The sequence below is a fragment of the Bacillus inaquosorum KCTC 13429 genome, assembly GCF_000332645.1.
Lineage (GTDB): Bacteria > Bacillota > Bacilli > Bacillales > Bacillaceae > Bacillus > Bacillus inaquosorum.
Map to the genome: position 1 here is coordinate 108,034 of NZ_AMXN01000002.1, position 20,061 is coordinate 128,094.

General features: G+C 42.9%; 27 protein-coding genes and 1 riboswitch. Of the genes, 8 read left to right on the forward strand and 19 right to left on the reverse strand.

All coding sequences use genetic code 11. The features are described 5' to 3' along the window. Positions 1 to 75: 75 nt before the first annotated feature. Positions 76 to 612 (reverse strand): YqhR family membrane protein, encoded by a 537-nt coding sequence (locus BSI_RS16035; protein ID WP_003236914.1) that lies wholly within the window; start codon positions 610 to 612, stop codon positions 76 to 78. 225 nt (positions 613 to 837) lie between these two features. Between BSI_RS16035 and BSI_RS16030 the strand changes: the two genes are divergently transcribed. Both BSI_RS16030 and BSI_RS16025 read left to right on the forward strand, forming a co-directional pair. After that, positions 838 to 1,794: a DUF1385 domain-containing protein gene (locus BSI_RS16030; protein ID WP_003236915.1), complete on the forward strand. Its 957-nt coding sequence runs from the start codon at positions 838 to 840 to the stop codon at positions 1,792 to 1,794. Positions 1,795 to 1,833: 39 nt separating this feature from the next. Further along, positions 1,834 to 2,229 (forward strand): SA1362 family protein, encoded by a 396-nt coding sequence (locus BSI_RS16025; RefSeq protein WP_003226367.1) that lies wholly within the window; start codon positions 1,834 to 1,836, stop codon positions 2,227 to 2,229. Here BSI_RS16025 and BSI_RS16020 read toward each other — a convergent pair. The 3 genes from BSI_RS16020 to lipM form a co-directional block, all read right to left on the reverse strand. Further along, the gene (locus BSI_RS16020) at positions 2,226 to 3,101 is read right to left on the reverse strand and encodes a patatin-like phospholipase family protein (RefSeq protein ID WP_003236918.1); all 876 of its coding nucleotides are present in this window, start codon (positions 3,099 to 3,101) and stop codon (positions 2,226 to 2,228) included. The two genes, BSI_RS16025 and BSI_RS16020, sit on opposite strands and share 4 nt — an antisense overlap. 124 nt (positions 3,102 to 3,225) lie before the next feature. Next, entirely contained in the window at positions 3,226 to 3,654 is a 429-nt protein-coding gene (gene mntR / locus BSI_RS16015) for a transcriptional regulator MntR (protein ID WP_003236923.1), read from the reverse strand. 99 nt (positions 3,655 to 3,753) lie between these two features. After that, positions 3,754 to 4,590 carry an octanoyltransferase LipM gene (gene lipM / locus BSI_RS16010; protein ID WP_003236924.1) on the reverse strand — a complete coding sequence of 279 codons (837 nt, stop codon included), beginning with the start codon at positions 4,588 to 4,590 and terminating at the stop codon, positions 3,754 to 3,756. A gap of 190 nt (positions 4,591 to 4,780) precedes the next feature. Here lipM and BSI_RS16005 point away from each other — a divergent pair, with 190 nt between their 5' ends. After that, positions 4,781 to 5,158, forward strand: a complete 378-nt coding sequence (locus tag BSI_RS16005) for a rhodanese-like domain-containing protein (RefSeq protein WP_003236926.1) — start codon at positions 4,781 to 4,783, stop codon at positions 5,156 to 5,158. Positions 5,159 to 5,196: 38 nt separating this feature from the next. On the opposite strand, the gene gcvPB is transcribed toward BSI_RS16005, so the two are convergent. From gcvPB to gcvT, 3 genes are read right to left on the reverse strand one after another with little or no spacing between them, the layout of a single operon-like run. Continuing rightward, complete coding sequence (gene gcvPB / locus BSI_RS16000; protein WP_003236929.1) at positions 5,197 to 6,663, reverse strand: aminomethyl-transferring glycine dehydrogenase subunit GcvPB; 1,467 nt, start codon at positions 6,661 to 6,663, stop codon at positions 5,197 to 5,199. Next, a complete protein-coding gene (gene gcvPA, locus BSI_RS15995; RefSeq protein ID WP_003236931.1) occupies positions 6,656 to 8,002 on the reverse strand; it encodes an aminomethyl-transferring glycine dehydrogenase subunit GcvPA in 1,347 nt (448 codons plus the stop codon). The genes gcvPB and gcvPA overlap by 8 nt, the downstream gene beginning before the upstream one ends. Before the next feature lie 29 nt (positions 8,003 to 8,031). Further along, a complete protein-coding gene (gene gcvT / locus BSI_RS15990; RefSeq protein WP_003236933.1) occupies positions 8,032 to 9,120 on the reverse strand; it encodes a glycine cleavage system aminomethyltransferase GcvT in 1,089 nt (362 codons plus the stop codon). Positions 9,121 to 9,293: 173 nt separating this feature from the next. Beyond that, positions 9,294 to 9,395, reverse strand: a riboswitch (glycine riboswitch). 168 nt (positions 9,396 to 9,563) lie between these two features. On the opposite strand from gcvT, the gene BSI_RS15985 reads away from it, so the two are divergent. From BSI_RS15985 to sinR, 4 genes are all read left to right on the forward strand, one after another. Continuing rightward, positions 9,564 to 11,237, forward strand: coding sequence for a DEAD/DEAH box helicase (locus BSI_RS15985; protein ID WP_003236934.1), 1,674 nt, complete (start codon positions 9,564 to 9,566; stop codon positions 11,235 to 11,237). A gap of 20 nt (positions 11,238 to 11,257) precedes the next feature. After that, positions 11,258 to 12,052: a YqhG family protein gene (locus BSI_RS15980; protein WP_003236936.1), complete on the forward strand. Its 795-nt coding sequence runs from the start codon at positions 11,258 to 11,260 to the stop codon at positions 12,050 to 12,052. Between the two features lie 184 nt (positions 12,053 to 12,236). Beyond that, entirely contained in the window at positions 12,237 to 12,410 is a 174-nt protein-coding gene (gene sinI, locus BSI_RS15975) for an anti-repressor SinI (RefSeq protein WP_003226347.1), read from the forward strand. 33 nt (positions 12,411 to 12,443) lie between these two features. After that, a complete protein-coding gene (gene sinR, locus BSI_RS15970) occupies positions 12,444 to 12,779 on the forward strand; it encodes a transcriptional regulator SinR (RefSeq protein ID WP_003226345.1) in 336 nt (111 codons plus the stop codon). A 94-nt stretch (positions 12,780 to 12,873) separates the two neighbouring features. Here sinR and tasA read toward each other — a convergent pair whose 3' ends face one another. The 3 genes from tasA to tapA form a co-directional block, all read right to left on the reverse strand. Continuing rightward, positions 12,874 to 13,659, reverse strand: a complete 786-nt coding sequence (tasA, locus tag BSI_RS15965; protein WP_003236939.1) for a biofilm matrix protein TasA — start codon at positions 13,657 to 13,659, stop codon at positions 12,874 to 12,876. A gap of 63 nt (positions 13,660 to 13,722) precedes the next feature. Continuing rightward, positions 13,723 to 14,295, reverse strand: coding sequence for a signal peptidase I SipW (gene sipW, locus BSI_RS15960; protein ID WP_003236942.1), 573 nt, complete (start codon positions 14,293 to 14,295; stop codon positions 13,723 to 13,725). Continuing rightward, positions 14,279 to 15,043 carry an amyloid fiber anchoring/assembly protein TapA gene (gene tapA / locus BSI_RS15955; protein WP_003236944.1) on the reverse strand — a complete coding sequence of 255 codons (765 nt, stop codon included), beginning with the start codon at positions 15,041 to 15,043 and terminating at the stop codon, positions 14,279 to 14,281. The genes sipW and tapA overlap by 17 nt, the downstream gene beginning before the upstream one ends. A gap of 272 nt (positions 15,044 to 15,315) precedes the next feature. On the opposite strand from tapA, the gene BSI_RS15950 reads away from it, so the two are divergent. Then, positions 15,316 to 15,639 carry a YqzG/YhdC family protein gene (locus tag BSI_RS15950; RefSeq protein WP_003236947.1) on the forward strand — a complete coding sequence of 108 codons (324 nt, stop codon included), beginning with the start codon at positions 15,316 to 15,318 and terminating at the stop codon, positions 15,637 to 15,639. A 41-nt stretch (positions 15,640 to 15,680) separates the two neighbouring features. On the opposite strand, the gene BSI_RS15945 is transcribed toward BSI_RS15950, so the two are convergent. The 9 genes from BSI_RS15945 to BSI_RS15905 all read right to left on the reverse strand — a co-directional run bounded on the left by BSI_RS15945 (position 15,681) and on the right by BSI_RS15905 (position 20,061). Further along, positions 15,681 to 15,860, reverse strand: coding sequence for a YqzE family protein (locus tag BSI_RS15945; RefSeq protein WP_003236949.1), 180 nt, complete (start codon positions 15,858 to 15,860; stop codon positions 15,681 to 15,683). 70 nt (positions 15,861 to 15,930) lie between these two features. After that, the gene (gene comGG / locus BSI_RS15940; RefSeq protein WP_003236951.1) at positions 15,931 to 16,305 is read right to left on the reverse strand and encodes a competence type IV pilus minor pilin ComGG; all 375 of its coding nucleotides are present in this window, start codon (positions 16,303 to 16,305) and stop codon (positions 15,931 to 15,933) included. Continuing rightward, the gene (gene comGF / locus BSI_RS15935; protein ID WP_032731882.1) at positions 16,306 to 16,689 is read right to left on the reverse strand and encodes a competence type IV pilus minor pilin ComGF; all 384 of its coding nucleotides are present in this window, start codon (positions 16,687 to 16,689) and stop codon (positions 16,306 to 16,308) included. Between the two features lie 25 nt (positions 16,690 to 16,714). Beyond that, positions 16,715 to 17,059, reverse strand: coding sequence for a competence type IV pilus minor pilin ComGE (comGE, locus tag BSI_RS15930; RefSeq protein WP_003236954.1), 345 nt, complete (start codon positions 17,057 to 17,059; stop codon positions 16,715 to 16,717). Further along, positions 17,043 to 17,474 (reverse strand): competence type IV pilus minor pilin ComGD, encoded by a 432-nt coding sequence (comGD, locus tag BSI_RS15925; protein WP_003236956.1) that lies wholly within the window; start codon positions 17,472 to 17,474, stop codon positions 17,043 to 17,045. The genes comGE and comGD overlap by 17 nt, the downstream gene beginning before the upstream one ends. Then, complete coding sequence (gene comGC, locus BSI_RS15920) at positions 17,464 to 17,760, reverse strand: comG operon protein ComGC (protein WP_003236957.1); 297 nt, start codon at positions 17,758 to 17,760, stop codon at positions 17,464 to 17,466. Before comGC ends, comGD begins: the two co-directional genes overlap by 11 nt. 13 nt (positions 17,761 to 17,773) lie before the next feature. Further along, the gene (gene comGB / locus BSI_RS15915; protein WP_003236959.1) at positions 17,774 to 18,811 is read right to left on the reverse strand and encodes a competence type IV pilus assembly protein ComGB; all 1,038 of its coding nucleotides are present in this window, start codon (positions 18,809 to 18,811) and stop codon (positions 17,774 to 17,776) included. Beyond that, positions 18,798 to 19,868 (reverse strand): competence protein ComGA, encoded by a 1,071-nt coding sequence (comGA, locus tag BSI_RS15910; protein WP_003236962.1) that lies wholly within the window; start codon positions 19,866 to 19,868, stop codon positions 18,798 to 18,800. Before comGA ends, comGB begins: the two co-directional genes overlap by 14 nt. Beyond that, positions 19,831 to 20,061, reverse strand: coding sequence for a hypothetical protein (locus BSI_RS15905; protein WP_032731884.1), 231 nt, complete (start codon positions 20,059 to 20,061; stop codon positions 19,831 to 19,833). Before BSI_RS15905 ends, comGA begins: the two co-directional genes overlap by 38 nt.

The window sequence follows — 20,061 nt, forward strand, 5'->3', positions numbered from 1 at the left end:
TTTTCGCGAGGGTCTCTCATGTAAAAAATGTTCACTTCTCGTGAACATTTTACCATACTGGAAATGGATAATACACTATTCTCTATGCGTTCCCAGCGCACGTGCCAGCTTTTCCGAATTCAGCTCATTGTATTCAAATGAAATGGAATAACCGACAAACAGCCCGTAAAGCAAATAAATGCAAATGGTTGTAATAATTGTATCTGGTTTCAGTTCGGTCACCGCGCGCACATCAGGAAAAATCGGATTAAAAACAAAAAACACGAGTAGCCAAAGCAGCAAGCCGTATAAAATACCCGGCCACATTGTTTTTAAACGTTTCAATAGAAGAAAATATAGAAATGCTGCGCCAATTGAAATCATTCCGATCAAAATGATGCTGATTATGGTTCCAAGTCCATGTTTTTTCCACTCTCCAAGCACAAACGGCTGCAAAATCATATTCGGACTGACTTCAGAAAAATGAAACAAATACGCAATATAAGCGATAAAACTCCATAATACGCCGCCGCAAAAACCTGTTGCCGCCACCCTGCCGGCCATCGGAACAGGCGGTCCTTGCTTCTCAGTCGATTCTTGATTTTGTTCTGTATTTTTTTCGCTTGTCATCATGGCACCTCCAGTTAAAGTGTGCCCAAAAAATGAAATGTCAATAAAAAAGCTCACACTTTTTGGCAGCTGCGAGTAAAATTTGAAAATAACGGGTATAATGCATGAAGAAAAAGCAAGGCTATGGCAACTTTTCAGCCTGTCAATCTAGAGGTTTAGCGCTGTTTCCTGTACAATAGAGTGAAAGGAAATGGTTAGCAATCCTAAAGAAATAGGCAGGTTGATAATATGTCAAAACATAAAATTCCGCCCGCTTACGGCGGGCAGGCAGTTGTGGAAGGCGTTATGTTTGGCGGAAAGCATCATTACGTTACGGCGATCAGAAGAACGGATGGGAGCATTGACTTTTTTAAGCTTCCCCGCAAACACAATCCGAAACTGAACATCGTAAAAAAGATACCGTTTTTACGAGGAATCGCAGCCATTATTGAAGCGAGCGCAAACGGCACCAAACATTTGAATTTTTCAAGCGAACGTTACGGGCTCGATCCATCGGAAGACGAGACACTTGAGCAGGAAGAAAAAAAATCCTCCGGTCTGTCTATGTATCTCAGCCTCGCGGTAATCGGCGTCTTATCATTTTTGTTCAGTAAATTCGTATTTACATTGGTTCCTGTTTTCTTAGCTGAACTGACAAGGCCGATTTTTTCATCGGACACAGCGCAAATCGCGGTTGAAAGCCTGTTTAAGTTGATTTTGCTGCTCGGCTATATTTATTTTTTGTCCATGACACCGCTCATTAAAAGAGTGTTTCAATATCATGGAGCCGAACATAAAGTCATAAACTGTTACGAACAGAATTTGCCAATTACAGTGCAGAATGTTCAAAACCAATCTCGGCTTCATTACCGCTGCGGATCAAGCTTTATATTATTTACGATTATTGTCGGCATGTTTGTCTATTTGCTCGTTCCGACAGATCCGCTTTGGCTGCGTGTTATAGATCGTGTCGCGCTGATACCAGTCGTACTCGGCATATCCTTTGAAGTTCTGCAGCTGACTAACAAAGTGCGTGATATTCCCGGACTGAAATTTCTTGGATACCCGGGCCTCTGGCTTCAGCTGTTAACAACAAAAGAACCTAAGGATGACCAGGTTCAAGTTGCCATCGAAAGCTTTAACGAGCTTCTCAGACTCGAAGAAATGTCTGAACAAAATCAGAAGCCTTCTCACAACGTCATCTAAAATCCGTTGCCCTGCTATTACTTTCGGAGGTGGACAGTTATGAATCATCGTGTACAACCTATTATTGCTGTATTAATCGCGCTGGGAGCGTTCGGTTTCCTCTATGTGCTGGTAACCAATCCCGGAGAAATGGCAAAAATGGCGGTAACCGTCATCGTGGCAGGTATCATTATTTATTTTATTGTGAAATATGTAATGAATCGAAATGCGGGCAGCGAAGGAGCAGCCTTCAAAAAAGCGGCGAAACAGTCGCGGCGCCGGATGAAAGAACAAAAAGCAAAGCATCGCGCCGGACATAAGGGACGTGTGAGCCACCTGCGAAGCGTTCCGAGCGCCAGCAAGCCTAAGCCGATGATTCTCAAGAAAAAAAGCCAGACTCAGCTGACTGTTATAGAAGGGAAAAAAAATAAAAAGAAAAACAGAGCGCTTTTTTAATAGGTCCATTGTTTTAAAAACAGCTCTGTCCGTCTTTTACCTAGCTCTATCAGGGCTAGTTTTTTTTGTTGTGTTAATTGAAAATCAGTTGCCATTACGTCATCAACCGGCAGAAAAATGATGTTTTGTTCATAGCGTGACGCAATATGCCTTGCGTCATGTGCATCCTTCATCGTTTCAAATAGGGCGCCAAACAGTTCGAAAGCGTTGCGGATATTTTTTTTCGGGCGCTCCCTTTCACGCGGCGCAAGCGTCACACCGATCACAGGGCGTTTTCTTTCCTTTGAAAACAGCCATATTGGAAAATTACTTAACACGCCTCCGTCAACCACCGTGGCAGTGCCTGTGTCCGTTTTTAATTTTATCGGTTCAAAGAAATACGGAATGCTGCAGCTCATTCTCACCGCCCTGGCAACCGGAAACATATCGGGATTTAACCCGTAACGGACCAAATCGTCCGGCAAAACAATCATGGTGCCGTTTGTCAGATCAGAAGCGATAAGGCGCAGAGACCCTTTCTGCAAATCACCGAAAACCCTTATGCCTTTCGCTCTTAACAGGTCAGCAATCCATTTTTCTATCGTGTCGCCTTTGTATAAGCCAAGACGCCAGTAGATGGACACCCACTGGAGCATTTTTAAGGGGAGAAATGAGTACCGCTGGTCCAGCAATTTCTCTCCATCCACTTCTTCAATTAAAGCGTGGATTTCCTTACTGGTGTAACCTGACGCAATGAAAGCGGCAATAATTGCGCCCGCGCTTGTACCCGCAAGCCTTTTAAAGCGGAAACCTTTTTCCTCAAGCGCTTCATAAGCGCCTGCAAGCGCAATGCCTTTTACTCCTCCGCCGGAAAACACACCGTCAATATACATCTCATTCCCTCCCCCTCCATCCGATCGTTTACTATCATTTTAAGAAAACACGCGAAGAAATAGACCAACGAATGACACGCGGCCCGACGCATCAAAAAAGACGGCCTCCTTCGAGACCGCCTTTTTACTGATTATGATGTTCTGTTTTCTTTTGGATTGATTTCAGATCTTTTTTACGAGCATCATCTTCTTCAAAATATTGAACAAGATCCCCGATGCGATCAATGCTGTTCCAGCTTAAATGATGTTCGATTCCTTCGACATCGTTATATATTTTCTCTTCATCAACACCAATGATTCTTAAAAACTGCTCAAGCAATTCATGTCTGTATACCAGCCGTTTGCCTATTTTTTTCCCTTTAGACGTTAACACGAGACCGCGATATTTTTCATAAATTAAATATTCGTCTTTATCTAGTTTTTGAACCATTTTCGTTACAGAGGAGGGATGGACTGCCAATGCTTCCGCGATATCGGAAACCCGTGCATATCCTTTTTCTTCAATCAGCATATAAATCTGTTCAATATAATCTTCCATACTTGGTGTTGTCATCGAAACCCTCCCAAAAAGCACCTTAACTTTATAAACCATTACAAGTTTACACTAATGAACTTGAAAAAACAAGGATGCTCCGCAGGCCAAAAGCCCTTTTTACCGCTTATAATTCCATTCATCTGAAGCATATTTTGTTTCTGCCAAATGATGAACAAAATCAAGCTCTTCCTGAGTTAGTTCGTACGGCTCTAAATGAATGTTAAGACCAGTTTCAAATCCTTCTTTAAAGGCTTTACGGGCCTCATCCATCGTCACCCGCTTATCGGTGAGTTCATTAATGGCAACCGCTTTATTTTTGAAATTGCGCTGCATCCGCTCTCTGACTCTTTCACTCGGATACAAGAACAGATCGAACAGCTTGTCCTCATCCAAATCAAGCAGAATGGAGCCATGCTGAAGAATCACGCCTTTTTGTCTCGTTTGCGCACTTCCCGCCACTTTGCGTCCCTCGACCACCAGCTCATACCACGAAGGCGCGTCAAAACAAACGGATGACCGCGGATTTTTTAAGCTTTCTTTTTCTTTTTCAGTTCTCGGGATGGCAAAGTAAGCGTCCAGACCGAGATTTCTAAAGCCTTGGAGTATGCCTTCTGAAATGACCCGGTATGCCTCAGTAACAGTCGCCGGCATTTCGGGGTGCTCTTCCGAAACAATCACGCTGTATGTCAATTCCTGATCGTGCAGAACACCTCTCCCGCCGGTCGGGCGTCTGACAAATCCGAGATTATACTTATGTACTGCTTCAAAATTGATTTCCTTTTTAATATTTTGAAAATAGCCTACAGAAAGAGTCGCCGGATTCCAACCGTAAAAACGGATAACCGGAGGAATTTTCTTTTCGCTGTGCCAATATAAAAGCGCTTCATCAAGCGCCATATTGAATGCAGGACTTGCATTGCCTGAGTCTATAAACCGCCAAGTTTCTTTTTCCATTTTGAGACCTTCCTTACCGTTTTAATAGAATCAGTTTATCAAACTGCAGGGAAAATGAAAAATATTTTAGTTCCATTATGGATGACAATCGCGCCGTGCTTTACTATAATAGTATTTGTCGAAAACGGCTCTATGGCCTTGTTTTATGAAGCAGGGTTTTGATTTTATATGCTAAAGGAGTAGAATCACATTGTCTAATATGATCGTCTTAATTATTTTTGCTGCGTTTCTCGTCTATATGATTGCTTCATATGTCTATCAGCAGCGAATTATGAAAACACTTACGGAAGAAGAGTTCCGCGCAGGTTACCGAAAAGCGCAGCTCATTGACGTTCGTGAACCGAATGAGTTTGAGGGCGGACATATTTTAGGTGCCCGCAACATCCCGCTTTCCCAGCTGAAACAGAGAAAAAATGAAATCCGTCCGGACAAGCCTGTCTATCTGTACTGCCAAAACAGTGTCCGCAGCGGACGCGCGGCACAAACTCTGCGCAAAAACGGCTGCACTGAGATTTACAACCTAAAGGGCGGCTTTAAAAAATGGGGCGGAAAGATTAAAGCGAAGTAATAAAGGAAAACAGCTGTCGTATAGACAGCTGTTTTCCTTTATCTCTCTTCCGTCTCGTACCTGAGCACCGGGTGTCTCGCCGCTTTTGTTTCATCCATTCTTTTTACAATCGTCGTATGCGGCGCCTCTTGGACGAGCTCCGGATTCTCCTCCGCTTCCCTTGCGATTTGAATCATAGCGTTGATAAACGCATCCAGTGTTTCCTTGGATTCCGTCTCTGTCGGCTCGATCATGATGCATTCTTCAACATTAAGCGGGAAATAAATCGTAGGCGGATGATATCCAAAATCGAGCAGCCGTTTTGCTATATCAAGCGTACGCACTCCCAGCTTTTTCTGGCGCTTCCCTGACAATACAAATTCATGTTTGCAATGACGGTCAAACGGAAGATCGTAATAAGGCGCAAGCTTTCTCATCATATAGTTGGCGTTTAACACTGCGTTCTCAGTAACAGCCTTTAACCCGTCAGGCCCCATAGAGCGGATATACGTATACGCTCTGACATTGATGCCGAAGTTGCCGTAATACGGCTTCACGCGGCCGATCGCATGAGGGCGGTCATAATCAAACGTAAAGCGTCCTTCTTTTTGGATTAAAACTGGTTTTGGCAAATAAGGAATCAGATCTTTTTTTACGCCGACAGGGCCTGATCCGGGGCCTCCGCCGCCATGAGGGCCAGTGAATGTTTTATGCAAGTTGAGGTGCACCACGTCAAAACCCATATCTCCCGGTCGTGCTTTGCTTAAAACGGCATTTAAATTAGCGCCGTCATAGTACAGTTTCCCCCCCGCTTGGTGAACAATTTCCGCCATCTCGGTAATCTGTTCCTCAAACAAGCCGAGCGTGTTCGGATTCGTCAGCATAAGAGCCGCCGTTTCTTCATCCACTGCTCTTTTTAAATCCTCCAGATCGACGAGCCCCTTTTCATTCGATTTCACCGTTACTGTTTCAAAGCCTGCTACTGTAGCTGAAGCAGGGTTCGTCCCGTGCGCGGAATCAGGTACAATGACCTTCGTCCGCTTGAAATCCCCGCGCGCTTCATGATAGGCCCGGATCATCATCAGCCCCGTCCACTCGCCATGCGCCCCAGCAGCGGGCTGAAGCGTGACCTCATCCATTCCCGTAATTTCCTCAAGGTGCTTGCTTAAATCATATAAAAGCTCTAAAGCGCCTTGAACCGTGTCTTCATCCTGAAGAGGATGAATCGCAGCAAAACCGGGAATTCGCGCGATTTTTTCATTTATTTTCGGATTGTATTTCATTGTGCAAGAACCGAGCGGGTAAAAGCCTGAATCCACCCCGTGATTACGTTTAGACAGCGCTGTATAATGGCGCATGATATCCAGCTCGGACACCTCTGGCAGCTCTGCATCCTCGTCGCGAATATAGGTGTCTGACAAGAGGTTCTCCAATTCGATTTCCGGTACATCGAGCTCCGGCAGACTGTAGCCGATACGGCCTTCTCTGGAAAGCTCAAAAATAAGTGCCTGATCCTGATTACTCATGGCGATCCCCCAATTCCTGAATAAGTGCGTCAATTTCTTCTTTTGTTCTCAGCTCCGTTACAGCAATCAGCATATGACAGTCCAGCTCCGGATACGTCAGCCCAAGATCATATCCGCCGATGATGCCTTTTGCCAGCAAACGCCGATTTACTGCTTTTACCGGTTCATCCAGTTTGATGACAAATTCATTAAACATCGGTCCATCAAACATGACGGTGAGGCCCGCTTTTTTTGCTTCTTGCTTGGCATAGTTGGCTTTTAGGAGATTTTGACGGGCGATTTCTTTTACGCCGTTTTTCCCGAGAGCTGTCATGGCGACAGAAGCTGCCAGCGCATTTAAAGCTTGGTTCGAGCATATATTTGATGTCGCTTTATCCCGGCGGATATGCTGTTCCCTGGCTTGCAAAGTAAGCACAAAGCCTCTTTTTCCGTTTTCGTCTTCCGTTTGTCCGACGAGACGGCCCGGCACTTTTCTCATTAATTTTTTGTTGACTGCAAAAAAGCCGCAGTGCGGGCCGCCGTATGCGGAAGGAATGCCGAAAGGCTGTGCATCACCGACGACGATATCAGCCTGAAACTTGCCCGGCGGAGTGAGAAGACCTAGCGCAAGCGGATTGGCTGACACAATAAACATGGATTTCCCTTGATGAGCGATAGGCTCAATATCCTTTAATGGCTCAACCCGGCCAAAAAAATTAGGGTACTGAACGATCACTGCAGCCGTGTCCTCGCAAACGGTTTGGCGCAAAGCATCAATATCAGTAACTCCATCTTTAGCGGGGACTTCAACGACTTCAATATACTGACCTTTTGCGTACGTTTTCAGCACTTCTCTCGATTCAGGATGCACGGTTTTTGACACAACGATTTTTTTCTTTTTCGTGTGGCCGGAAGCAAGCATGGCCGCTTCCGCCAAGGCTGTTCCGCCATCATACATAGAGGAGTTGGCGATATCCATTCCTGTCAGTTCACAGATCATCGTTTGGAACTCGAAAATGGCCTGTAGCTCCCCTTGTGAGATTTCCGGCTGATAAGGCGTATACGCCGTATAAAACTCAGAGCGCGAAATGACATGATCCACAATAACAGGCTGATAGTGGTCATATACACCCGCTCCTAAGAAAGACGCGTGTTGTACGGTATCACGATTTTTAGAGGCCAGCTTTGCCAGTTCTCTTGTTAATTCCGTTTCTGATTTCGCTTTTTTGATTTGATACTCTTTTTGATATCTGACGTTTTCCGGTATATCAGCAAATAATTCATCGATGCCGCTTACGCCGATAGCGGCAAGCATTTCCTGTTTATCCTTTTCTGTTGCGGGCAAATAACGGTGCTTCATGTGTTGACTCCTCTCCCCAAGAAAAAATATTAGCGTTTATAAAATGGTGTTTTGACAACCTTTGCTTTCACTAATTTTTTGCGAATCTCCACCTCTACAACAGTCCCGATTTCACTCGCTTCCGCAGCAACTAGGGCAAGGCCGACGTTTTTCCCTAATGTCGGTGACTGCGTGCCGGTTGTGACCTTTCCGACGGACTTGCCATGTTGGAATACTTCATATCCGTGCCGCGGTATCCCTTTTTCGATCATTTCGAGGCCGACAAGCTTTCGCTTTGCTCCGTTTTCTTTCTGTTCACTCAATACAGACTTACCAAAAAAGTCAGACTCTTTTTTGTGTTTTACGGCAAAGCCAATACCTGCTTCAATCGGTGTAATATCCTGGGTCAGCTCCTGGCCGTAAAGCGGGAGTTTCGCTTCAAACCGGAGCGTATCACGTGCGCCAAGACCGCATGGAATCAGTCCGTATTCCTCACCCGCATCAATAATTTGCTTCCACAAATACACGGCATCATGAGCACGGCAGTAAATTTCAAATCCGTCTTCACCCGTATAGCCGGTGCGCGAAATGAGTGCTCTGCAGCCGCTGATATCAGCTTCATCAATAAACGCAAACGGCTTTAATGCAGACACATCTGAAGCTGCCAGTTTTTTTAAGATTGCTTCTGCTTTCGGCCCCTGCACAGCCAGGAGCGCAATTTGATCTGACTGATTGTCAATCTGCACATCACCTGTCGCATGTTCTTTCATCCAAGCCAGGTCTTTATCTATATTAGAAGCATTAATGACTAGCAGATAGCGGTTCTCTCCTTTTTGATAGACAAGCAAATCATCGACGGTTCCGCCATCCGGATAGCACATCGCTGTATATTGCGCACGGCCTGGTGTCAACGCGGAAACATCATTTGTCATCAGCCTTTGCAAAAAAGACAGACTGTCGCTTCCTGACACTTCGATTTCTCCCATATGGGATACATCAAAGAGCCCGGCTGCAGTTCGAACAGCCTCGTGTTCGTTTTTTATAGAAGAGAATTGAACAGGAAGCTCCCAGCCTCCGAAATCAATCGTTTTTCCTCCATATTCCTTATACAGGTCAAATAACGGCGTTCTTTTCAGCATCAAATTCCTCCCCTTTTTCAACGGCGCAGCTAAAAAATTATACAAAAAAGGACAGAGAAACACCTCATGTAAAATGAAGGTTCTCTGTCCTGGCACCTGAAAGTTTACTTTGCATACGCAAAGACGTCCCCTTTGGTGGCTTGCGGCATCCGCGCAAACACTCTCCAGAGTTGCGTCGAGCAAGAGTTCTTTTGCCTGAGAGATTCACTCCGCAGTTTGCTCCTTCGGCGCCTGTATCCCGAGGTTCTCGGTCAGGTCTCTCCCCTTGCTGTCATTCGCTCATATTTTCATGCTGTTATGGACATACTATAGCAATATCTTACATCAAATACATACTCATATCCTACCACCATCACTATATGCTGGGCAACAGCAATTTGGGCAGATTTTTCTTATATTGTTCATTTTAAGAATCGAAGAATAAGAAGGGCGGTTTCAAAGCAATGAACGCAGAAATGATCTACGATGCAAAATGGCCGGAAGAATTCGCTGAAAGGCTGAAAAATGATGGCCCATGGGCGAACTGGGAACTGTACAAGCTATCTGCAGAAATCCAGAAAACATTAGCAATTCCTGAATTTGAAGGCTTACGGGCCCCTTTATATCTGCCTTCCTTTACGCCGCTCCCTCACCAGCTTGAGGTAGCGCAAAAAGTGGTTGAAAAAATGAACGGGAAAGCGATTTTAGCAGATGAGGTGGGTCTCGGGAAAACGGTTGAAGCCGGGCTGATTCTAAAAGAATATATGATTCGCGGTTTAGCCAAAAAAATTTTAATCCTTGTGCCCGCTTCCCTTGTGTCACAGTGGGTCAAAGAGCTACAGGAAAAATTTTTGATCCCGGCTGTTGAACAAAAGAAAAGCTACGTGTGGGAGCAATACGATATTGTCGTCTCATCAATCGACACCGCGAAGCGCTCGCCCCACCGTGAAATTGTGCTGTCAATCCCATATGATCTCGTCATTATTGATGAGGCACATAAACTAAAAAATAGCAAAACGAAGAACTATGAATTTGTCCGGAATCTCGTAAAAAAATATTGCCTGCTTCTTACCGCGACGCCAATTCAAAACCGTATCGAAGAAATTTTCAATTTGGTGTCCTTATTAAAGCCTGGCCATTTAGGCAGTCAAAATCACTTTCAGGAAGAGTTCGCTAAGAAGAAATCCAGTTTAGAAGCGCACGAGCATTTAAAAGATCTTGTGAATAAAGTCATGATCCGTAACAGGCGGCATGACACAGGGCTGAATTGGAAACAGCGCTATGTTGAAACAGTGCCGATTGAATTTTCTCCATCTGAGCAGGCGCTTTATGATGAAATTTCCCGCCTGAAGGAAGGCATCAACAAGCCGGCCAGCATGTTCTCGATTATGACTTTGCAAAGAGAGTGCTGTTCGAGCAGAGAAGCGGTGTATATGACGCTGAAAAAGATGCTAGATCAAAAAGAGAAACAAGCACCGGCCATTGATGAGCACACCATTTCGGTTTTAATAGATCGCATCAACCAAGTGACACAAAACTCCAAAGCGCTTCAGGTCGTTGATCTGATCAAAAAGATAGACGATAAGGTCATCATTTTTACAGAATACCGGGCAACCCAGATTTACCTGCAATGGTTTCTTCAGCAAAACGGCATCAGTTCTGTGCCGTTCAGAGGCGGATTTAAACGCGGGAAAAAAGACTGGATGAAGGATCTTTTCCGCGGAAAGGTCCAAGTCCTGATTGCAACTGAAGCAGGCGGTGAAGGGATAAACCTGCAATTTTGCAATCACATGATCAACTATGACCTGCCATGGAATCCGATGCGTCTCGAGCAAAGAATCGGAAGAATTCACAGGCTCGGGCAGGAGCGTGACGTGCACATATACAACATGGCGACGAAACATACTGTAGAAGAGCATATTTTAAAGCTGCTATATGAAAAAATTCATTTGTTTGAAAAAGTGGTCGGCGAACTTGATGACATTTTAACGAAAATTCAAGTGAACAATTTTGAAGAGCACCTACATGACATTTTGTACCATTCAGCTACAGAAGAAGAAATGAAAATAAAAATGGATAATTTAACCTCATTTTTGTCTTATAAAAAACAGCAGCCTGCTGAAAAAAGAGGATCTTAGCCTGTAAGGAGGTTTTACAAGTGAGACAGCAAGAGGTTCACGATTTTCTGCTTCGTTTTTTCCAGGCAAACAGCTGCCAAATCGTCGATCAAGGTTCCGGCTATATGACTGTGCAGCTTACAGTTGAAATGGACAAACAGATCATGAACCGCCCTTTCTACTGGCATTGGCGCGAGAAGACAGGCGGTGATCCGAATCCGATGAAAATCACTTTTATTACAGATAAGGAGACTGCTCCAAAAGACCTAGACGGCGAATTTATTTATTTTGGAGCGCCCCGCCTTTTTCAAATATTTAAAGCTGTTAAACAAAATGGGAGATTTACCAGAATGTATGAGAAAATTGAATCAGCCGGAGCTAAAGTCCCACTCCAGCCTTGGCTTGGTATAAATATCACGATTTCATACCAGTCCGACATGAAAAAGGACAAGCTATTGTCACTAGGTCTTCACCTAGTCTCTGGAACCATGATTGAAGATTTTCAAAGCAAGCTGACACAGCTTTCACTGACGTCTCAAATATGTGACTATTGCTTCACCATATCGCCTATGATCAAACCAGAAAGCGGCCTCAAGCGCATGGAAAACTATATTGCTAAATCCGCCATGCAGGAGCCGTCAGACTGGGCAGAACAGGCTGTAAACAGGTGGAAAAAAGATATGGAATTGCTTGACAAATTTTATGAGCATACAGAAGAAAAACCAGAAGAGTATTATCTAGAAAAACAGGCCCTGAAAGCCTTGTATCAACCAAAGATATCAGTTGAAATTGAAAATGGCGGATTATTTTATCTGCAAAATAATATTTCAAGCTAACTTTTTTACCATTCGACATCGTTCTCGTTTTTTTTGAAAAAATGCGACTATAATAAAGATATATTGGAAAAAAATTCTGGCAATTTCAATGACAAATGACTTCCAGAGACCAATGAAGGCATACAATGAGTCATGGCCGGACTGGCTGAAATACATAAACAAGTATTTTAGGAGGAGAAACTGCATGAAAAATGCAAAACAAGAGCACTTCGAATTAGATCAAGAATGGGTTGAATTAATGATGAAAGCCAAAGAGGCAAATATCAGCCCGGAAGAAATACGAAAATATTTACTTTTAAACAAAAAGTCTGCTCATCCTGGTCCGGCAGCCAGAAGTCATACCGTAAATCCTTTCTGAATGTGCTATAATATCACAAGGAAGGTGATGACATTGATTGGCCAGCGTATTAAACAATACCGTAAAGAAAAAGGCTACTCACTATCAGAACTAGCTGAAAAAGCTGGGGTAGCGAAGTCTTATTTAAGCTCAATAGAACGAAATCTACAAACGAACCCCTCCATTCAATTTCTCGAAAAAGTCTCCGCTGTTCTGGACGTCTCGGTTCATACTTTGCTCGATGAGAAACATGAAACCGAATACGATGGTCAATTAGATAGTGAATGGGAGAAATTGGTTCGCGATGCAATGACATCCGGGGTATCGAAAAAACAATTTCGTGAATTTTTAGATTATCAAAAATGGAGAAAATCCCAAAAAGAGGAGTAGTGCCTGAGCAGAGGCACTTACTCCTCTTTTGTTAATAAACGTAGAGATGGCCCAGTATATGATATACCGGGCCATCTCTTTTTTATTGCTGCTATTAATTTTTATCCTCACTGTGCGCTTTTTCATTTTCTTTCACGTAACCGTCTTTATCAGTGTGTTCCTTTTTGATTGTCAAACCATTCCATTGTGTTGCTTCAAACGAGAACTGAAGCTGAATGGAGTTGCCTTGGTATTTATTTTGAACCATTAGCCCGTTTTCATCTTTTGTTTTGTCGTCTTTAAATTGGATTTCCATTTGAACCTGGTCGAAATCAGTCGGTGTTTTTGGAACACCATCATATTCAGGAGCGGTTTTACCGTCAATTGTTGCTACATTGACTTTGCCGCTTGCGTTTAAGAATTTAGGGTCAATTTGTTTTTTGATTTTTTCAGCAGCCGCTGCATCATTCTTTGAGGACATCAAATACAAGTCTTTGAGGTTGGCATCATCTAAAATAATGTTTTTCGGGTAACCATTGCCGCCCTCTTTTCCGACTGTCAATAACGTCACTTCAAACTGGCTGAGAAAATCTTCTGGAGATGTATTGCTGCCGCCGTTTGCTTTAAATTCTCCGTAATTCAGCGCCATTAATACCTCTTTGATTGCAAGTGAGCCGTTATTTTCAAAATGGAAATCTTTCGTCAATTTGTCTCCCGGCTTTAGATTTGACAGGTTGACACTTGCTGAATTTTCTTTAGCTGATAAATCAAGCGTACCTGATGCAAAAGTAGCATCCGTTGATTTAATGTCGTTAAATGCTGCCCATGTTCCTCCTCCAACTAAAGCTAATCCTAATGCCGCAGAAGCGACTCCTAAACTCAATTTCTTTTTCATACCCATGGCAAACTCCCCTTTTATTGAATGATATTATATCGAAACCTGTTGCCAGGTTTACAACTGATGTTAAGTGGACATAGTATTGTCCTTTGTATCTGTTTCCAAAGCTTTTGTCTTTCTTTCTATTTCTCTAATGGCGCTTGTGATTGTCACAAAAGCGTACACCAGCAGCATCACGCCGGGAACAATCAGTAAAACAGCAGTTCCGATCGGCTGACTGGCAAAATGAAGTATGTAGCCGGCATACGGAAGCTGAAAACCTGTATAATGCGCACGGACATTTTCGTCCGATACGAGCGCTGAATCAGCTGCGGCGTTATTGTCCCCTTTTGTTTTAAATAACAAATGGTCTCCTTGCTTCGTCATGTCAATAATTCTGTGGGTCACCGCCGTATTTGCATCCTGCATAAATGTAATGACGTCACCCTTTTGGAGCTCTTTCACATCAGTAATTTCTTTGACCAATATTAAGGAACCTGTGTTGAACTCCGGCTCCATTGAACCTGACAGAACTGATTTCAGCGTGTATCCAAACACTGCCGGCTCTCCCCCGGATGAACGTGTTGATATCACGACAAGCGTCAGCACAATAATGAGAGTAAAGATGATCACGTAGAGAATATTACTGATCAGCCTCATTGCTTTTTTCATCCTCTTCCCCGCTTTCCCTCTGAACTGATTGAGTTTCTTTTTCTTTTGTTACAGCTTCTTGAGTTGCATCTTCTTTATTTGATTTTTCTTGTATATCCTTTTGAGAGTTTTCCTTCTCCTTTTTGAAGGCTGGCTTCGTTTCTTTTTTCGGAACTGTCGGTTTTTCATCGCACTTTGCAAGCGTCATAGGCTCCGACCACTCAAATGTACTGCCTTCTGCCGGATAGCCAGCCGGTTTGTATACTTTAAATGCATAAATGCCGGGTTTCATTTTTTTCTTCGTCTCAATTTTATAAAGTGAATCGCCGATTTGATTGGAAACAAATCCTTTTTCGATCACATTCCCATCCTTTAATGGTTTGCGGGCATTTTTCAGCTTATGAAGCTCCCACTTCCACTTTGATTTTTTAAGTTTCTCGCCTGTATTTTCGAGCTCAGCAAATAAAGCGACAGGGGAGCATACAGTGCCTTTCGTATCCGTTTGATCTGATAAGTGCAAATCACTTTGATCCCAGCGTTTATCATAATGGCAGTTTTTATCTGTATGCTGAAAATCTGTACACGCTTGAAGCGAAACATCCAATGTTTCAATATCATGAAAAGCAGCGCTTGTATCATCGGAAAATTGTAAGCATATCGCGAAAGTCAGACTGAAAATGACTGAAAGCTGAAAAATAAGAAGCAGAACTTTCAGATTCGTCTTCGCCTTTTGCTGATTGCGGAACAATCGAAACATATCTTACCTCCTGTAAAACACTGTAACTTGATATGACAATCGTTCTTTTTAAAGAACTGCACAAATAGAGTATAATCAACGTTTAATGGATTGAAAAACATCAAAATCGACCGTTTTGTTCGTTTAAAAGAATGTTTTCATCATATTACAAAGTCTTACTCAGTATTGCTCACCTTTTTGAATTTTTTTGAAATTTTTGGGATTATTATGTGAGAAATTAAATGCATAGCCAAACATGATTTGGTAATAATAAACAAAGAAAGGGTGACAGCATGATGATCAAACAATGTGTGATATGTCTTCTTCTCGTTTTCGGCACCGCAGCCGTTCACGCAGAAGAAGCACCACTTGTGACCGCCCGCCACATGTCCAAATGGGAAGAGCTTGCTGTAAAAGAAGCAAAAAAAAGGTACCCGCTCGCACAGGTACTGTTCAAACAAAAAGTATGGGACCGAAAAAGAAAAGATGAAGCAGTAAAGCAATACCACCTAACCCTGAGGGAAGGATCAAAGGAATTCGGCGTATTTGTAACGATTTCATTCGATCCCTACAGCCAAAAGGTCAATAAAATTGCCATATTAGAAGAATATCAATAAGGTCCTCCTTATTTGAAGGACCTTATTCTTTGTATATGTGATTATTTTTTCCGTTTAAGCCATAGCCTGAAACCATAGGGTAAAATACCGAACCAATGCTGTGAAGCGGGTGTTTTAGTTTCTTTCCGGACCTCTTTTCGCTCTTTTCGCTCATCTTTCGGAGTATCTATATATTTGACAAATTGCTGAGTCATATATTTGACATAATCATTCGTTTTCACGTGATCACCTCATCATTCAATTATTATGAGTGTTGGCTCACATGACTTTTTTTATACCCTTTTCTCTGCTTTATTCTGTCCAGCGCAGCAGTTTTTTCTGTTTTTGATCGAACACTAGCTGTGCAGTTCTTTCTGCTCCCGACTCCGTAATGGCTTTTAAGCTGATTTGTTTTTGCTCTTTTATCAATGTATTGTGAATGTGATAAGAAACCTGCCCATATGTAAACTGCTGTGAACCCTTTTGGCCTTTCCGCTGCTCAAGAACATGCCGAATTGAAAGAAGTGCGCCATTTTGAAGCAAATTTTCTCCTGTGTAAAACGCTTTTGTTTCCTTTTCAAACATGCAGCGTGAAATATATTGAGCAGCAGTAAAGTTTACGATCAGCAGCACAAGCGCGGACACAAAAAGAACAGCGGGATAAATAAACCCTTTCGAACGGTACATTCATCCTCCTCCTAAAGACGTATAAACCGGAAAAGCAGTTTGATACACTTTTTCATCCTTGCTCTTAATATTTAACAACACAATCCCATTTTCAATATCAGCTTTCATGGCAGTAATATGATCGAGAATCGGCACATGCCCTTTGCCATCCACCCTTTTTCTGATCATTGAATGATAGGTTTCAAAACGGATGTCTTGCCCGGAAAGATTGGTACAGATCAATACATTCCCATGCTCGGCTGTCTTGACTGTTTGAGACTTCTTGCACTCGTTCATCATCTGCTCCATTGAAATCATCCATTCTTGCTGTGTGAAACCGTCATGCTCCTGCTGTCGTGACAAAAACAGATGGAAGATCATAGCTAACGATCCTGATATGAGCAAAAAGACGGAGAGCGAAAATAATACGTTAAGAAGCGTATAGCCAGTCTGTCCGCAGAATGCTGAGGCAAAATGGTTTTTCTTTATATGCTGCTGAGATGCATACGTTTTGATATTCTCCCTCCTCCTCCCACTTCAGCATATAGATATTATTGTTCTTTGTAACCGTTTTTGACGCAGCTCCTTCACCAGTCATCATATATTTGCTAATACTTTCATTCATTAACTGGTAGCCGATTTCTCGTGATTCCGCCATATTTTCATCAGCTATCAGCTTGTCCCACAAGGGAACGACTGTCAGCATCAGAAACAGCCACAGGCTTAGCGCAGACATTGTTTCTATTGTAGAAAAACCTTTACTTTCTCTCCACATTGACTCTCCCGCTCCCTAAATAAACTGTGATGTCATAAGCGGCATGTCCTTTTACTTGTATTTTTCCGCCTGCATTCGGGTGCCCTTTCTCGTTAAATTCCAAACGGTCTTTTAATGTCAGCGGTTCTATAGAAAGTCCCGTTGTATACGGACGTTCAATCACAATATCACCCATGACTAATTGATATTCTTTTTTCTGAAAGAGAATTTTTGTTCTTTGATGACTGGAAATAGCAGTCTGCTGTGCAAGCATAATATCGTTTTTCAGCTGCCAAGCCGCCTGACGGACAGCTGTATTGTCATAAGCAGGAGGAAGTGTGGTAAACACGGCAATCAAGAGGATAGAGGCTAGACTTAACACAAGTAAGCTTTCTAAAAGGGTAAATCCCTCCTCCTCGTTTAATTTAATGTTCAACCTTAACTTCTCCGCCACTGATAATAATGTGCTTCCCATTTGGACAAACTGCATCCTTTTTCACATAGCCCTCTGACTGTAAATCAGCAAGGCTCGGTGTCTGTCCTTCATGGTCGAGCTCATATGCAGTCATTTGTGCTTTAATCATGTTTTGCAGGCCTTCACAGCCCTTTTTCTGAATGGTTTGATTATGTTTCGTGACGTTCGGTATTGTAATTAAAAGCAAGATTGAAATAATAAAGAGCACAATTAACATTTCAACAAGTGTGAAACCTTTCTCATTCATCAGCCTCTTCCTTTCACATTTGATTCATCATCTGATACATAGGCAAGAGCATAGATAAATACACGATTAAGATCATCGCTGCAACAAATCCATAAATCATAGGCTGAAGGATGCCTGTCCATTTTTGCGCCTTGTGTTCCAGCCGCTGAAGTATGAACTGGCTGTATGTGAAAAGCTCCCGATCCAGGCGGCCGCTTAGCTGGCCGTGAGATATGACTTTTGAAAAATCAGTTTCATAAAAAGGGCTTTCACAAATAGCGGCTTCAATTGATTCACCAGCTTTTAACCGTTCAATCACTTGTTCAGCCTCGCAGCGGTAGAAAGGGAGAAACGTTTGATGTTTAAATGCGCTAAGGCTGTCATAAATTGAGAGGCCTGATTTTAAAAGGCTGCTTAGCTGCAAAGAAAAAAAGTAGCTGTTAAACAGCCTGACAAGGTTTCCAACCAAAGGAATCCTGACACAAATAAGCATTTGCCTAGCAGGTGATTTTTTCTTAAACACAAGCCAATAATAAAGGCCGATACCTGCTGCAAAAAGAGCCACTAGAATGATCACAAGATCAATATGCTGAAAAAAAGCAAAAAGCATGTCTGTTGAACGTGAGGTTTCTATATTCATCGATTGATAGATACCGGAAAACTGAGGAATGATGATGGCCTGTAACATATAAAACATGACAGCGACTGTGAAGATGAGGAAAAGCGGATATCGCAGCACCCTTTTCAGCTGGTCTGCCTGTGCAATTTTTCTTTCCAGCAGCTCTCCGCTCTGGATCATGGAAGCAGGCAGTTCACCATGTGTTTCAGCAAAATAACAAATACCTATGGCTTCCTTATGAAATGACAAACTCTTTAATACTTGATAAAACGGCGCCCCTTCCCTCAAACGAATGACTGTGTCAGTCAAGTCAGCCGCCTGCCTTTTAGTCATCTGGAGTTCCATCAGGCGTAATCCATCCAGAAGGGTATACCCGCCCGCCGTCATTTCACCGAGCCGCTTCAATAACTGGGCTTGATCCTTTAACGGCCAAGTTTTCCTAATCTGTTTCATGATAAACCCACCGGTCATAATTGTTTGTCGTCAAGTAGCCAAGCGCAATTCCTTTTCTGATAATTTGACGAAGCGTTTGATACTGGTAATTTGCATGATTTCCTTTTGCCTCCTGGATACATTGCTGAAGATTTTTCCCGTAAAGAAGCTCATAAACGCTTGCTCTCCTGGTGCTTCGTGACTGGCGGCAATACACCGATGAACATCCGTTTTCACAAAACGGGCAAGCCAAATCAACCAAGCGCTGAGCCGCTATTGCAATGACGGTCTGTTGGATTTCATTCATATTGATGCCGAATTCAAGCAGCCTGTAAATCGCGCCCTTCGCATCTCTCGTGTGAAGGCTCGTCAGCACCAAATGCCCCGTCATCGCTGCCCGCACCGCAATTTTGGCTGTTTCCGCGTCTCTGATCTCACCTAAAATAATCATATCCGGGTCATGGCGCAAAATAGCCTTCAGCCCTGTGGAATATGTCACACCCGCTTTTTCATTCACCTGCACCTGAAGAACATCCTCGTCCCTTGTTTCAACAGGGTCCTCCAGTGTGACAATATTTCGATTAAAGTGTTTTTTTGCATATTGAACAAGAGAGTATAGTGTAGTGGTCTTCCCTGAACCAGTCGGCCCGGTAAAAATGAGCATGCCGTGGGAATGTTTTAAAAATGAGAGCAAGGTGGCTCCTGTCTTCGGAAATAATGACAGTTTATCAATCGAAGGGATATTATATTGAGGCATCACTCTGATCACGAGGCTTTCTTCATTAATTGTGGGGAGCGTTGACATTCTTAAATGAACATGTCCCTCTTCAAGCTTTAACGTAAGCGAACCATTTTGCGGCTTTCGTCTTTCCCCTATGTCCATCGCTGAGAGAAATTTAAAATGTGAAATCAGTCTTACACACTCTTCTTTTTTCATGTTCCTTTTTTTAAGCAATGCATGATCAACCCGAAAATGAATGATGGCATCACGCTCCCTCGGCACAATGTGAATATCAGAAGCCTTTGTTATATATGCCTCTTCAATCAAGGTTCTGCTTATCTTTTCTATTGAATCCAATTTGATTCCCTCTCCTTTCAATGCGTATTGTAGAAAAATAAGAACCGGTAATCAAACGGGGAAAAAATGATTTCCTGAAGGTTTTATATACTGAAAAATCAATTCCTGCTGGCAGAAAAAGTGGTTTCAGCTGAATGTACATGCTTGATTTCACTATTTTACTCAATAAAAAAACAGGCATGATGATCATCAT

What these genes read in the sequence shown, in the direction of transcription:
- BSI_RS16035 (WP_003236914.1), bottom strand. Translation starts at nt 612, where the DNA reads ATGATGACAAGCGAAAAAAATACAGAACAAAATCAAGAATCGACTGAG.
- BSI_RS16030 (WP_003236915.1), top strand. Translation starts at nt 838, where the DNA reads ATGTCAAAACATAAAATTCCGCCCGCTTACGGCGGGCAGGCAGTTGTG.
- BSI_RS16025 (WP_003226367.1), top strand. Translation starts at nt 1,834, where the DNA reads ATGAATCATCGTGTACAACCTATTATTGCTGTATTAATCGCGCTGGGA.
- BSI_RS16020 (WP_003236918.1), bottom strand. Translation starts at nt 3,101, where the DNA reads ATGTATATTGACGGTGTGTTTTCCGGCGGAGGAGTAAAAGGCATTGCG.
- mntR (WP_003236923.1), bottom strand. Translation starts at nt 3,654, where the DNA reads ATGACAACACCAAGTATGGAAGATTATATTGAACAGATTTATATGCTG.
- lipM (WP_003236924.1), bottom strand. Translation starts at nt 4,590, where the DNA reads ATGGAAAAAGAAACTTGGCGGTTTATAGACTCAGGCAATGCAAGTCCT.
- gcvPB (WP_003236929.1), bottom strand. Translation starts at nt 6,663, where the DNA reads ATGAGTAATCAGGATCAGGCACTTATTTTTGAGCTTTCCAGAGAAGGC.
- gcvPA (WP_003236931.1), bottom strand. Translation starts at nt 8,002, where the DNA reads ATGAAGCACCGTTATTTGCCCGCAACAGAAAAGGATAAACAGGAAATG.
- gcvT (WP_003236933.1), bottom strand. Translation starts at nt 9,120, where the DNA reads ATGCTGAAAAGAACGCCGTTATTTGACCTGTATAAGGAATATGGAGGA.
- BSI_RS15985 (WP_003236934.1), top strand. Translation starts at nt 9,564, where the DNA reads ATGAACGCAGAAATGATCTACGATGCAAAATGGCCGGAAGAATTCGCT.
- sinI (WP_003226347.1), top strand. Translation starts at nt 12,237, where the DNA reads ATGAAAAATGCAAAACAAGAGCACTTCGAATTAGATCAAGAATGGGTT.
- tasA (WP_003236939.1), bottom strand. Translation starts at nt 13,659, where the DNA reads ATGGGTATGAAAAAGAAATTGAGTTTAGGAGTCGCTTCTGCGGCATTA.
- sipW (WP_003236942.1), bottom strand. Translation starts at nt 14,295, where the DNA reads ATGAGGCTGATCAGTAATATTCTCTACGTGATCATCTTTACTCTCATT.
- tapA (WP_003236944.1), bottom strand. Translation starts at nt 15,043, where the DNA reads ATGTTTCGATTGTTCCGCAATCAGCAAAAGGCGAAGACGAATCTGAAA.
- BSI_RS15950 (WP_003236947.1), top strand. Translation starts at nt 15,316, where the DNA reads ATGATGATCAAACAATGTGTGATATGTCTTCTTCTCGTTTTCGGCACC.
- comGG (WP_003236951.1), bottom strand. Translation starts at nt 16,305, where the DNA reads ATGTACCGTTCGAAAGGGTTTATTTATCCCGCTGTTCTTTTTGTGTCC.
- comGE (WP_003236954.1), bottom strand. Translation starts at nt 17,059, where the DNA reads ATGTGGAGAGAAAGTAAAGGTTTTTCTACAATAGAAACAATGTCTGCG.
- comGC (WP_003236957.1), bottom strand. Translation starts at nt 17,760, where the DNA reads ATGAATGAGAAAGGTTTCACACTTGTTGAAATGTTAATTGTGCTCTTT.
- comGB (WP_003236959.1), bottom strand. Translation starts at nt 18,811, where the DNA reads ATGAAACAGATTAGGAAAACTTGGCCGTTAAAGGATCAAGCCCAGTTA.
- BSI_RS15905 (WP_032731884.1), bottom strand. Translation starts at nt 20,061, where the DNA reads ATGATGATCATCATGCCTGTTTTTTTATTGAGTAAAATAGTGAAATCA.